The organism is Achromobacter sp. Root83 (assembly GCF_001428845.1).
In the GTDB taxonomy this organism is placed as follows: Bacteria; Pseudomonadota; Gammaproteobacteria; order Burkholderiales; family Burkholderiaceae_B; genus Achromobacter.
Window position 1 is genome coordinate 1 of the sequence record NZ_LMIU01000008.1, and the last position, 12,845, is coordinate 12,845.

Here is a 12,845-nt window from a genome sequence, read left to right on the forward strand (position 1 = left end):
TCCATGACCGGCTTGGAGGCCAGCGCGCCGATGTTGCCCAGGCCCAGCACCGCGGTGCCGTTGGTGATCACGCCGACCAGGTTGCCGCGGGCGGTGTAACGAAACACGTTGGCGGGATCCGCCACGATTTCCTCACAGGCCGCCGCCACGCCGGGCGAGTACGCCAGCGCCAGATCGCGCTGGTTCGTCAACTGCTTGGTCGGCGTGACCGAGATTTTGCCGGGGCGCCCGTGCTCGTGGTATTCAAGGGCGGCTTTGCGAAGGTTGGCATCCATATGGGCGGCTACTGGCTAGAGTGTGTGACACGGAAAGAGGGGGGAATTCTATTCCCATGATCGGCGTCGCGATACGTCCGCGACGCTCACCCTCTTCAAAGACGAGCGACGAAATCTTACAGCAAGCTGAAAATTGTCAGGTTTCACGCGGCATGAAGTGGGGGAAGCGGCCGTCGGGATCGAACAGCGCCTTCACCCGGTCATCGAGCCGGAACGTGGCCAGACCGGGCGTCTCCGGTTCCGGTCCGCCCGCCGTCCAAGCCGGCGCGTCGGTCAGCACCGCGCCTTGCAGCCAGGCAAGCGTGCCGCCGTGCCCCAGCAGCAGATGCGCCAGGTTGACGGTGGCCGGCGCCTCCGGCTTGAGCGCGTCCAGCCGGTAGCGGCCCAGCCAGTGAAGGCCGTCGTTCGTCGCAAAGGCGTCGCCCCCGGAGGCAAGCTGGAACAGCGCGGGCACCAGCCGCTGCACGGTGGCCGAGCGCAGCGGCTGAAGGTCGGCTTCGCCGAAGGGGCCCAGCGTCTCCTCGACACCGTCGGCCAGCAGCACGTCCGCCGCCAGCACGCCCGATGCGGCGCAGCGGCCGGCCGGCCACGGCGCCGGCGCCGACAGCCATTCGGCCAGCGTCATGGCGCCGGGCAATCCGGCGAATTGCGTGAGGCCGGCCGCGGCCAGCGCCGCCAGGGGCACGCCGGGCTGGGCGCGCCACGTGGGCGTGTCCGCGGCCAGCCGCGACAGGCCGGTCATCAGGGCAGGATCGACCCGCAGGCGCGGATGCGCGGCCGGCGCGAAGGGCCCCGCCGCGCCCTGCAATTCCAGCACCACCCGGTATTCGGCGCAGAGCGCGCGCGCTTGCGCGACGTCCGCGTCCCGGGTGGGAGTGAGAATGGCGGCAGTGCCGCCCTCGCCGCCCTCGCCCAGATCGCGCACCTGGCCCTGGCACAGCAGTGTCAGGCGTTGCACAAAGGCCGCCCAGGGCGTCTGGGCTGGCCGACGGCCAAGGAGGAAAGCACGCCGGGAGGGCTGCATGACTACAATTCCTTTTATTCGCTACAAGACGCTTTCGAGAATCCGATGCCCCGCCTTGCCACTCGCACCCATGATTTTCTGACATTCCAGGTAATGGAACTCTTCAAGCAGGCGCAGGCGCTGCAGGCGGCGGGCAAGGACATTATCAGCCTGGGCATCGGCGAACCGGACTTTACCGCGCCCCCCCAGGTCGTGGAAGCGCTGGAACGCGCCGCGCACGCCGGGCTCAGCGGCTACAGCCCGGGCGCGGGCCTGATGCCGCTGCGCGAGGCCATCGCCCAGTTCTACCAGGACCAGTTCGGCGCCACGATCGACCCGTCCCGCGTGATCGTCACGGCAGGCGCCTCCGGCGCCCTGACGCTGGCCTGCGCGGCGCTCGTGAATACCGGCGGCGAAGTGCTGATGCCCGACCCGTCCTATCCGGCCAACAGCAATTTCGTGCTGGCCGCGGGCGGCGTGCCCCGGCTTATCCCCAGCTCGGCCGAAAAGCGCTTCCAGCTTTCCGCCCAGGACGTGGCCCGGCACTGGACGCCCGCCACGCAGGGCGTGCTGGTGGCCTCGCCCAGCAATCCCACCGGCACGTCCATCGACCACGGCGAACTGGCCGAACTGCTGGCGCAAGTGCGCGCGCGCGACGGCTTCGCGATCGTGGACGAGATCTACCTGGGCCTGTCCTATGACGGCCAGCCGCAATCGGCGCTGACGCTGGACGACGACATCATCGTCATTAACAGCTTTTCCAAGTACTTCCATATGACGGGCTGGCGCCTGGGCTGGATGATCGTGCCCCAGTCCATGGTGGCCCCCGTGGAGAAAATCGCGTCCAGCCTGGCGATCTGTGCGCCCACGCTGGCCCAGCACGCGGCGCTGGCGTGCTTCACGCCCGCCGCGCTGAAGATCTTCGAGCATCGCCGCGAAGCCTTCAGGCAGCGCCGCGATTACCTGCTGCCGGAATTCGAACGCCTGGGCATCGACGTGCCGGTCAAGCCGGACGGCGCGTTCTATATCTATGCCGACATCAGCAGCCTGGGCATGGACAGCGCCACGTTTTCGCAGCGCCTGCTGCTGGAAGCCGGCGTGGCCGCCGTGCCGGGGCTGGACTTCGGACCGGCCCATGGCCGCCACACCATGCGCTTTTCCTACGCCACAGGACTGGACCGCTTGGAACAGGCCGTGGCGCGGATGGGCAAACTGCTGGGACGCTGACGCAAAAACGCCGGATGTCAGTCGCGGGCCAAGGCGATGCCCGATGCCAGCGCCAGGCGCCGGCGTTCCGCCTGCACCTTGGCGCCGTAGCCGTTGTCGTCCGGCCCGGTGGAACCCACATAGCAGGCCAGTCCGCCATCCACCGAACCCCGGCGGTTGATGCAGTCGCGCAGGATCGTGGCGCCGACGCCGATGTTGGCGGACGGGTCCAGCGCCGTCTTGCCGACCGCGTCGAATTTCTCCTGGTGCACGCTGGTCATCACCTGCATCAGGCCCTGGGCGCCCACGTGGCTTTCCGCCAGCGGGTTGTAACGGGACTCGATGGCGATCACGGCCAGGACCAGCAAGGGGTCGAGCTGCTTTTCGCGGCTGACCTTGTAGACGGTGTTCAAGAGCGGGCCGGTCGCGTCATAGGCGACCTTGTACTTGCGCGAGATATAGTTGCGCAGGGCTTCCGCCTGCGGACCCGTCGCCACCGAAGCAGGCTTCTTGGGCGCCGGAGGCGCAACGCGGGCTGGCCCCAGCATGCCTGTGGCATTGCTGGCGGGAGTGGAAGGAACGGCCATGGCAATTGCCGACGCGGAGTCGGAACCCAGTTCGGAACCGGCGTCGGTTTCAGAGCCGGTTTGCATGGATGAAGGCGCTAGGGCGGTCAACAAGGCTTTGTGCACATGCAACGCCTGGTCGCGCAAACCAGGCAGGGCGAATCCCATGCTTACCGTCACAATGACCGCAATGCCCAGATAAACGGAGCAGATGCGCAGGGACTCGGCAAGATATTGGTGCACTCCTTGGGCCATGTTCCTGAATAGGCTGGCCACTGACGCATCGGGCATAAAACCTCCTGCGTGAAAAAGAGGGAGTCAATGTTAACCTCTCTTTGAACCTGAAATGTAACCAAATCGCTGGGATCTGTAGTGAAATACCGCGACCTTAGAGACTTCCTCGCCCAACTTGAACGGATGGGCGACCTGAAACGCATCGCCGCGCCGGTCTCGACCCGGCTGGAAATGACCGAAATTTCCGACCGCGTGCTGCGCGCCGAGGGCCCCGCCCTGCTGTTTGAAAACGCCCGGCACGACGGCGCCGCGGCGCAGATGCCGGTGCTGACGAATCTGTTCGGCACGCCTTCGCGGGTAGCCCGCGGCATGGGCGCCGACAGCGTCAGCGCCCTGCGCGACATCGGCGAGCTGCTGGCCTCGCTGCGCGAACCCGAGGCCCCGAAAGGCCTGCGCGATGCGCTGGCCAAGGTGTCCATGCTGAAGGCCGCGCTTTGGGACATGAGCCCCAAGAACGTCAAGGGCCCCGCCTGCCAGGAAATCGTCTGGGAGGGCAAGGACGTGGACCTGACCCGCCTGCCGATCCAGACCTGCTGGCCCGGGGACGTGGCGCCCCTCCTGACCTGGGGGCTGGTGATCACACGCGGCCCCAACGCGAAGCGCCAAAACCTGGGCATCTATCGCCAGCAGCTGCTGGGGCCCAACAAGCTCATCATGCGCTGGCTGTCGCATCGCGGCGGCGCGCTGGATTTCCGCGACCACGCCATCGCGCACCCCGGCACGCCCTTCCCCATCGCGGTCGCGCTGGGCGCCGACCCGGCCACCACGCTGGGCGCCGTCACGCCCGTGCCGGACAGCCTGTCCGAATACCAGTTCGCCGGCCTGCTGCGCGGCTCGCGCACCGAGGTCGCGCAGGCGCTGGGCAGCGACCTTTCCGTGCCGGCCTGGGCCGAGATCGTGCTGGAAGGCCATCTGCTGCCGTCCTCCGACCCGCGCGCCATCAAGCCTGTCGTGCCCGAAGGCGCGAACCCGCCGCCCAATTCCGACTACGAGATGGCGCTGGAAGGCCCTTACGGCGACCACACCGGCTACTACAACGAGCAGGACTGGTTCCCCGTCTTCACGGTCGAACGCATCACGATGCGGCGCAACCCCATCTATCACTCCACCTATACGGGCAAGCCGCCCGACGAACCTGCCGTGCTGGGCGTCGCGCTCAACGAGGTCTTCGTGCCCCTGCTGCGGCGCCAGCTCCCGGAAATCGTGGACTTCTACCTGCCCCCCGAAGGCTGCAGCTACCGTCTGGCCGTGGTGTCGATCCGCAAGCAGTACGCGGGCCACGCCAAACGGGTCATGTTCGGCCTGTGGAGCATCCTGCGCCAGTTCATGTATACCAAGTTCATCGTGGTGGTGGACGAAGACATCAACCCGCGCGATTGGAAGGAAGTGGTGTGGGCGATGACCACCCGCATGGACCCGGTGCGCGACACGCTGCTGGTCGAGAACACCCCGATCGACTACCTCGACTTCGCCTCGCCGGTGTCGGGACTGGGCGGCAAGATGGGCATGGACGCCACCAACAAATGGCCCGGCGAAACCCAACGCGAATGGGGCACTCCCATCACGATGGACGCCGATGTCAAAAAGCGCGTGGATGACTTGTGGGGGCAACTGGGCCTGTAAAAAAACCCCGCCACGAAGGCGGGGTTTTTTTGCCGGGCCGTTCCCAAGGGGAAAGGCCCGGGGCGCCGCTAGCGCGGGGCCCCGTCCCGGTCCTGGCGCATGCCCTGCCAGGTCTTGAACAACTGCCAGCCGACAAAAGCGCCGCCGGCGATCTTCAAGAGCTTGGACCGCTTGCCCCCGCGCATGAACATGGCGGACAAGGACGAACTGACGATGGGGTAGCGCCGCGCCAGGCTGATCGCCTGCAAGGCCCAGCGGGACGCGCCGCCGGAAGCCAGGCCCGGCAGCATGCCGCGGATCAGCGCCGCCGGCTCAAGCTTGCGTCCGGTGGACACGATGCTTTGCGCCAGCGATTCGCGTTCGATGGCGGCGCGGGCGCGCAACAGTTCGATGCGGACCGCGCGGTCGATGGTGGGAGATCTTTTCCGCATGGTTCAGGCCTCCTCGCGCCGGCGCGCGGCCGAATCGTCATCGCCTTGCGCATCGCGCACCCGTTCCAGCAGTTCCGCGTCGCGCCCAAGCTCTTCGAGGGTGGCCGAGAATGGCGCCGGCCCGTAGACCAGTCCATGCCGCACCACCAGCAACAGCACCACGCCGACAATGCCGTAGAACGCCGCCAGCAGGCCCAGGGCCAGGTAGCGGTCTTCGGTGGGCCAGAACGCCACGGCGACGCTGATGGTAGCCACCAGCACGGCCAGCGTCAGAAAGAGCAAGGCCGCGAAGGCCATGCCCAGCAGCTTCAGCAGGCGCGCCTTTTCATCCGCCGCTTCCAGAGCCAGCAGCTCCAGACGCGTGCGCAGCAGCCCGACCAGGCTGGACGCGACGCCAAAAACAGATTTTCGTAGACCCATGACGTAAAGGACGACGGGCGGGAGACGCGGCAATACGCCTGCGCCGCCCGCCCGGACGTCCTGCCTTATCAGCGGCGGCTGATCAGCAAGCCGAGCAGCAGGCCGGTCACGCCTGCAACACCGATGGCTTGCCAAGGATTGTCATGCACGTAGTCGTCCGTCGCGCGGGCGGCCTTGCGGCCACGCTCGAGCACGGCGTCCTGAGCTTCGTACAAGGCTTCGCGCGTGCGCTTGAGCGACGTCATGGCGCGGTCGCGCAGTTCGTTGGCCTTGTCGCCGGTGCTGCTGGCGGCTTCGCGCAGCAGGCTTTCGGCATCATTCAGGCTGGTCTTGACACTGTCGATGAGTTTTTCTTTTGCGACGTCTTCGGATTTTCTCGTTGCCATTTCTTGAGCTCCTGTTGTGTGTCCATGACGAAACCATCATACCAGCCGCCATGGGATGAACATGGCGCGCTTGCTACCGGGTGCTACTTGATCTGCGTAATCTCAACGGCGGACTTCACGCCCCCCTGATCGATATCCTGCTTCATCACCAGATTCACGGCGGGGCAGTACCAATCAGTGACCGTGGTGTTCATGCCGGGGATCGGAATGGTCAGGCCCTGGAAGGTGGCCATGGTGGGATCGGAGTTGCGCGTGTAGGTGATCGGATGGCAGGACTGCTTGCCCAAGGCGGTATCCACCGCCGTCTTGCTGCCCACCGTTTTTTCGCCGATGCGCACCGTGGTGCTGGGCTGGCCGCCGACGGGCGCTTCCTTGCCGATCTTCAGGCGGAACGACGAGCCGGGCAGCTTCTGGCCCGGGTTGAGTTTTCCGTCGTAGGCAAAGAGACCCAGCATGCGCAGGTCGAACTGGCCTTCGGAGGGTTGGGGAGCTTCGCCGGCGCTGGCGTAGCGCAGGAAGGTGGCCTGGCCGCCCTTGACCGTCATCAGGTAGTCGAGTTTGGATTTGCCGGGCGGCAGGCCCGCATAGCTGAACCGGGCCACGCCCTGCACGCGCGCGCGGCAATTGTCGCCATTGCTTTTTGTAACCTCGGCGAAGGTCAGGTCGGCGCCCAGCGCCAGGTTGCCCGAGCCGGTCAATTGGACCGCGCCGCCGTCATGCATGAATTGCGCATCGCACACGCCGGCCTGCGCCGTCGCGGCCGCGCCGAGCGCGCCGGCCGCAAAAACCAGGGATGCCATTTTTCGCATCGTCACAAGCCACTCCAGAAATCAGAAAACGCCGCCCGCACTGGCGCGGCGGCTGGCTTGATACTACACCGGTTGCCGCGCCCGGCGTATGTCGGAACGTGTCGGGCGCGGCCTGCCTTCGGGCCGCGTGTTTCAGGCCATGCGAGGGCTACGCAAGCGCTTGCGCGGCGGGCCTGCGCGCGATCAGGGACTGAATCTCCGGCACGCATGAACCGCAGCCGGTGCCGCAGCCCAGCGTGGCCTTCAACGCCGCCAGGTCGCAGCCCCGGCCGATGCCGCCCAGGATTGCCGCCTCGCTGACGCCGTTGCAGACGCAGATGGTGCGCGAGCGCGCCGCCCCCGCGATGCGTCCCATCAATAAGGCGGCGACGCTGGCGGGCGCGTCCCCTCCCGCCGCCCAGGCCAGCAGCGCATCCTGGGCGCGCAGGTCGCCGGCCAGCAGAAAGGCGCGCAACGCGCCCTGTTCCAGCGCGACCCGGCGCATGAAGCCGCGCGACGGATCGTCGTAGGCCACCTCGGCCCGGCGCAACGCCAGCGCATCGGCCAGCTCATCCAGCAGCGCGGCCGCCGGGGCGGCGCACGCCGCCAGCCTGAGCCGCACACCGCCCGCCCCGGCCGGCACCACGACGGCATAGTCGAAGCGGCGCAGCCACGGCGCCAGCCGCGCGCGCAGCGCCGGGCCGTCGCCTTGCAGCCATGCCGCCGCCTGCCACGCCAGGCCGGCGGGCTCGGCGGACACGGCGCTGAACTTGAGTTCCGGCTGGCGCGAGACCGGATCGGCGGCGGGACTGGTCAGCGCGTTCACGCCCAGGCCCGCCATGTAGGCGCTGCCCCAATGCATCGGCACGAAGGCATGGCCGGGCTGCACCGCGTCGTCCGCCTGCGCGGGCAGCACCACGCTGCCCCGGCTGGACCGCAGCCGCGTCAGGGTGCCCGCATCCAGCTTCAGCCGGCGCATGTCGTCGGGATGCAGGGACACCCAGGGCTCTTCGACATGCTGGGTCAGCGCGCGCGCCAGCGAGGTGCGCGCCATCGTGTGCCAGTGGTCGCGCAGCCGGCCCGTGGTGAGCTGCAGGGGAAACTCCGCGGACACGAGCTCGGCGGTGGGGCGCCATGCCACGTCGCAAAAGCGGGCGCGGCCGCTGGCGGTGGGGTACACGCCATCGGCATACAGGCGCGCCGTCCCCTGCCCCTCGCGGTACGGCCATTGCTGCGGCCCTTGCCGTTGCAGGATTTCGTAGTCCAGCCCGCTGTAGTCCAGGTCCCGGCCGGCGGTCAGGCGGACGTGCTCGGCATAGACCTCGCTTTCATCGCGGTAGTCGAACAGCGCGGCCTTGCCCGGCGTGATGCGGGCGGCGAGCCGCCGGGCGACCGCCTGCGCCAGCCGCCAGTCGGGCTGCGCATCGCCGGGCGGCGCGATCGCCGCGCGGACCCGGCTGATGCGCCGTTCGGAATTGGTCACGGTGCCGGACTTCTCCGGCCAGGTCGCCGCCGGCAGCACCAGGTCGGCATAGGCCAGCGTCTCGGTGCCGGAAAACGCCTCCTGCACGATCACGAACTCGGCGCGTTCCAGGGCGGCGCGCACCCGCGCCTGGTCCGGCAGCGACTGGGCGGGATTGGTTGCCGCGATCCACAGCACCTTGATGCGCCCGTCGAGCGCCGCGTCGAACATGTCCAGCGCCGTCGCCCCGGGCGTGTCGGGCAGGCGATCCACGCCCCACAGCCGCGCCACCTCGGCGCGGTCCGCCGCCGACGCCGGGTCGCGGTGGCCCGGCAGCAAGGTCGCCATGCCGCCGGCCTCGCGGCCGCCCATGGCATTGGGCTGGCCGGTCAGCGACAGCGGCCCCGCACCCGGACGCCCGATCTGGCCCGTCGCCAGGTGCAGATGAATCAGCGCGGCGTTCTTGTCGGTGCCGCTGGCCGACTGGTTCAGGCCCATCGTGTAGAGCGACAGCGCCGCGCCGGCCTGGCCAAACCAGCGTGCCGCCTGCACGATGTCTTGCGCCGCAAGGCCGCAGATCCGCCCCGCCATGGCGGGCGTGTACGCCTCCACCCGCGCCCGGATCGCGTCGAAGCCTTCGGTGTGGCGCTGGATGTAGCCGTGGTCGACCAGCCCCTCTCGCAGCATGACGTTCAGCATGGCGTTGAACAGCGCCACGTCCGAACCGGGCGCCAGCGGCAGGTGCAGGTCCGCGAAGGCTGCGGTATCGGTGCGCCGGGGATCGATCGCGATCACCTTCATGCCGGGCCGGTTCGCGCGCGCCGCCTCCAGCCGGCGGAACAGCACGGGGTGGGCGTACGCCATATTGGACCCGGCGATCAGCACCGTGTCCGCCAGTTCCAGGTCGTCGTAGCACGCGGGCGGGGCATCGGCGCCCAGCGTGCGCTTGTAGCCCGACACCGCGCTGGACATGCACAGCCGGGAATTGGTGTCGATGTTGTTGGTGCCCGCCAGCGCCCGCGCCAGCTTGTTGAAGACTGCGTAGTCCTCGGTCAGCAACTGGCCGGACAGGTAAAAGCCCACCGCATCCGGGCCGTGCCGGACGATCGTGTCGGCCAGTTTTCCGGCCGCCACCTCCAGGGCCTGCTCCAGCCCGATGTCCCGCAAGGGCAGGCCGCGCGCCTCGCGCCACTGCGCCGACAGCACACGCGCGCCATCGCGCCGCACCGTATCGGCCAAGGCCAGCCCCTTGCTGCACAGCTTGCCCCGATTGGCCGGGTGCTGTTCATCGCCGCACACGCTCAGCACGGCGTTGCCGCGCGCCTGCACGCGCACGCCGCAGCCGGTGCCGCAATAGCAGCAGACCGATGCGACCTCCCGGACGTCCGCGTCCTTCGTTTCAATCCGGCGTGTCAACGGCATGTCCATCCCTTATTCGCCCGCCGCGCCTTCGCCGCACATGAGCCGGTCGCGCAAGGCCGCGATGCCCGCGCCCTCGCGGATCAGGCGCACATACCAGGCGCTATCCGCCGTGTCCCCGTAAAGGCAGGCGCCCACCAGCCTGCCGTCGCGGATCACCAGTTTCTTGTAGACGCCGCCGGGCGTATCGGCCAGCGTGATCGATTCCGTCTGCGCGCCGCCCGTGAAATCGCCGGCGGAGAACAGGTCGATGCCGGTGACTTTCAGCTTGGTCGACGTGACGCTGCCTTCGTAGCGGCCGATGCCGTGCAGCGCCAGATGGTTGGCCGCCACCTTAGCCTGTTCGAACAAGGGCGCGACCAGGCCATAGGCGGTGCCGCGATGGCTGACACATTCGCCCACCGCATAGATGCGCGGGTCGTAGGTCTGCAGCGTATCGCTGACCACCACGCCGCGCTCCACGTGCAGCCCGCAGCGTTGCGCCAATTCGGTGTTCGGCCGTACGCCCACGGCCATCACCACCAAGTCCGCGGGTATCTCGTGCCCATCCGCGAAGCGCAGCGCGCGCACGCGCCCGTCGTCCCCGCCCAGGATCGCCTGGGTCTGGCGCTGCAGCAGGAACGTCAGCCCGCGGGCCTCCAGGCTTTGGCGCAACAGCGCCGCCGCCTCTCCGTCCAGTTGCCGGTCCAGCAGCGCGGCGCCCAGATGCACGACAGACACGTTCATGCCGCGCGCCGCCAGGCCGTTGGCGGCCTCCAGGCCCAGCAGGCCGCCGCCGATCACCACCGCGTGCCGGTAGCGCGAGGATGCCGCGATCATCAGATTGACGTCGCGGATGTCGCGAAAGGCGATCACGCCTTCCAGGTCATGACCCGGCACGGGCAGGATGAAGGGATTGGACCCGGTGGCCAGCAGCAGCCGGTCGTACGGGGTGCGCGTGCCGTCATCGGCCAGCACCGTGCGCCGCGCCCGGTCGATGCCCACCACCTTGCGGTTGAGCAGCAGGCGGATGCCGTGGCGGGCGTACCAGTCCTCGTCATTGAGCACGATGTCCTGCAAGGTCTGCTCGCCGGTCAGCACGGGCGACAGCAGGATGCGGTTGTAGTTGGTGTAGGGCTCGGCGCCGAACACCGTGATGTCGTAGAGGTCCGGCGCCAGTTTGAGCAGCTCTTCGACCGTGCGTATGCCCGCCATGCCGTTGCCCACCACCACCAGCTTCTGCTTCGCGTCCATGGCGGCCTCTATGCGGCGGCGCGCGAGGCGCCCGCTTCCTCCAGCGGGGCGGGGGCCGCGGCCAGGACCGCATTCACCTGCGCTACGGCCTGCGAGCGCTCGGGGTTGCCGTGGCGGCGATGCAGGAAATCGACGACCGAGGCGCGGCACGCCAGGTAGACCGCATCGTTGGCCAGCCGCACCCGGTCGCGCGGCCGGGACAAGGGCACGGGCAGGATTTCGCCGATGGTCGCCGCCGGGCCGTTGGTCAGCATGACGATGCGGTCGGACAGCAGCACGGCCTCGTCCACGTCGTGCGTCACCATGATGGTGGTCGTGCGTGTCTTGGCCACGATCTTCAGCAGCTCGTCCTGCAGATGCGCGCGGGTCAGCGCATCCAGCGCGCCAAAGGGCTCGTCCATCAGCAGCACGCCCGGCTCGATCGCCAGCGCGCGCGCGATGCCCACCCGCTGCTTCATGCCGCCCGATATTTCCCGCGGCAGCTTGTTCTGCGCGGGCAACAGGCCCACCAGATCCAGCGCCGCGCGCGTGCGCTCGGCAAGCTGCGCAGGCTTCTCCCTGGCCCCGAACACGCGTTCGACCGCCAGGTGCACGTTCTGGAAACAGTTCAGCCACGGCAGCAGCGAATGGTTCTGGAACACCACCGCCCGATCCGGGCCGGGGCCCGTGATCTCGCGTTCGGCGCACAGCAGCACGCCGCTGGTCGGCCGGGTCAGGCCGGCGATCAGGTTCAGCAGGGTGGACTTGCCGCAACCGGAATGGCCGATCAGCGTGATGAACTCGCCCTGCTCGACCGTCAGGTCGATATCGCGCAGCGCCACGAAGGCGCCCTTGCGGGTGTTGAACGTCTGTCCCACGCGTTCGATACGTACGAATTTCTTCATGGCGCTATTCCTCGGTATAGGTGAAATGGCGGGCCAGCGCGACCAGCAGGGTTTCCAGCAACAGTCCCACGACGCCGATCACGAAGATGGCGATGACGATGTGCTCCACCTTCATGTTGTTCCACTCGTCCCACAGCCAGAATCCGATGCCCGTGCCGCCGGTCAGCATTTCCGCCGCCACGATCACCAGCCACGCGGTGCCGATCGACAGCCGCACGCCGGTCAGCATGTAGGGCAGCACGGCGGGCAGCAGCACCTTCGTCGTGACCTTCCATTCCGACAGGTTCAGCACGCGCGCCACGTTCAGATAGTCCTGCGGCACGCGCGACACGCCCACGGCGGTATTGATGATCATGGGCCAGATGGAACAGATGAAAATGGCCCAGATCGCGGCGGGATCGGCCGCCTTGAACAGAAGCAGCCCCAGCGGCAGCCAGGCCAGCGGCGACACCGGCCGCAGCAGGCTGACGATGGGCGAGAACATGGCGCGCACGGCCGCGTATCGCCCGATGGCGAAACCCACCGGAATGCCGACCAGCGCCGCCAGGCCGAACCCGGCTCCCACGCGCTGCAACGAGGCCAGCAGGTTCCAGCCGATGCCTTTGTCGTTCGGGCCGTTGTCATAGAAGGGGTCCGAAAACAGCTCCGCCGCCGCGTGCCAGGTGACGCCGGGCGTGGGGATTTCCGGTATCCGCATCGCCACCGCCTGCCAGACCAGCACCAGCAGCGCAAATCCGGCCACAGGCCCCACCACCGCCTTCAGCGCGGATTCCAGGCGTTCCCGCCACAGCGCGGCCAGCTCGTCGCCGCGGCTTATCGTCGTTACGGTAGACATTGCGAGTCCCCTTTTCGTAT

At 68.2% G+C, this 12,845-nt stretch carries 11 protein-coding genes and 2 pseudogenes; 2 read left to right on the top strand and 11 right to left on the bottom strand.

What is annotated here, in order from left to right:
• Both ASE30_RS09760 and ASE30_RS09765 read right to left on the bottom strand, forming a co-directional pair.
• Positions 1 to 275: pseudogene (locus ASE30_RS09760) on the bottom strand (NADP-dependent malic enzyme); the annotation flags it as partial.
• Positions 276 to 411: 136 nt separating this feature from the next.
• Entirely contained in the window at positions 412 to 1,299 is an 888-nt protein-coding gene (locus ASE30_RS09765; RefSeq protein WP_057284121.1) for a hypothetical protein, read from the bottom strand.
• Positions 1,300 to 1,344: 45 nt separating this feature from the next.
• On the opposite strand from ASE30_RS09765, the gene ASE30_RS09770 reads away from it, so the two are divergent.
• A complete protein-coding gene (locus tag ASE30_RS09770) occupies positions 1,345 to 2,505 on the top strand; it encodes a pyridoxal phosphate-dependent aminotransferase (protein WP_057284122.1) in 1,161 nt (386 codons plus the stop codon).
• A 17-nt stretch (positions 2,506 to 2,522) separates the two neighbouring features.
• Here ASE30_RS09770 and ASE30_RS09775 read toward each other — a convergent pair whose 3' ends face one another.
• Positions 2,523 to 3,341: a lytic transglycosylase domain-containing protein gene (locus tag ASE30_RS09775; protein WP_057284123.1), complete on the bottom strand. Its 819-nt coding sequence runs from the start codon at positions 3,339 to 3,341 to the stop codon at positions 2,523 to 2,525.
• An 81-nt stretch (positions 3,342 to 3,422) separates the two neighbouring features.
• On the opposite strand from ASE30_RS09775, the gene ubiD reads away from it, so the two are divergent.
• The gene (ubiD, locus tag ASE30_RS09780; protein ID WP_057284124.1) at positions 3,423 to 4,967 is read left to right on the top strand and encodes a 4-hydroxy-3-polyprenylbenzoate decarboxylase; all 1,545 of its coding nucleotides are present in this window, start codon (positions 3,423 to 3,425) and stop codon (positions 4,965 to 4,967) included.
• A 68-nt stretch (positions 4,968 to 5,035) separates the two neighbouring features.
• Here ubiD and ASE30_RS09785 read toward each other — a convergent pair whose 3' ends face one another.
• The 8 genes and pseudogenes from ASE30_RS09785 to ntrB form a co-directional block, all read right to left on the bottom strand.
• The gene (locus ASE30_RS09785) at positions 5,036 to 5,398 is read right to left on the bottom strand and encodes a hypothetical protein (protein WP_057284125.1); all 363 of its coding nucleotides are present in this window, start codon (positions 5,396 to 5,398) and stop codon (positions 5,036 to 5,038) included.
• 3 nt (positions 5,399 to 5,401) lie between these two features.
• A complete protein-coding gene (locus tag ASE30_RS09790) occupies positions 5,402 to 5,818 on the bottom strand; it encodes a phage holin family protein (RefSeq protein WP_057284126.1) in 417 nt (138 codons plus the stop codon).
• A gap of 68 nt (positions 5,819 to 5,886) precedes the next feature.
• Positions 5,887 to 6,204, bottom strand: coding sequence for a YqjD family protein (locus tag ASE30_RS09795; RefSeq protein WP_057284127.1), 318 nt, complete (start codon positions 6,202 to 6,204; stop codon positions 5,887 to 5,889).
• A gap of 83 nt (positions 6,205 to 6,287) precedes the next feature.
• Positions 6,288 to 7,013, bottom strand: a complete 726-nt coding sequence (locus tag ASE30_RS09800; RefSeq protein ID WP_082601539.1) for a hypothetical protein — start codon at positions 7,011 to 7,013, stop codon at positions 6,288 to 6,290.
• 148 nt (positions 7,014 to 7,161) lie between these two features.
• A complete protein-coding gene (locus ASE30_RS09805; RefSeq protein WP_057284129.1) occupies positions 7,162 to 9,882 on the bottom strand; it encodes a nitrate reductase in 2,721 nt (906 codons plus the stop codon).
• Positions 9,883 to 9,888: 6 nt separating this feature from the next.
• Positions 9,889 to 11,106: pseudogene (locus ASE30_RS09810) on the bottom strand (NAD(P)/FAD-dependent oxidoreductase); the annotation flags it as partial.
• Positions 11,107 to 11,114: 8 nt separating this feature from the next.
• Positions 11,115 to 11,990 (bottom strand): ABC transporter ATP-binding protein, encoded by an 876-nt coding sequence (locus ASE30_RS09815; RefSeq protein WP_057284130.1) that lies wholly within the window; start codon positions 11,988 to 11,990, stop codon positions 11,115 to 11,117.
• A 4-nt stretch (positions 11,991 to 11,994) separates the two neighbouring features.
• Positions 11,995 to 12,825, bottom strand: a complete 831-nt coding sequence (gene ntrB, locus ASE30_RS09820) for a nitrate ABC transporter permease (protein ID WP_057284131.1) — start codon at positions 12,823 to 12,825, stop codon at positions 11,995 to 11,997.
• Positions 12,826 to 12,845 lie beyond the last annotated feature (20 nt).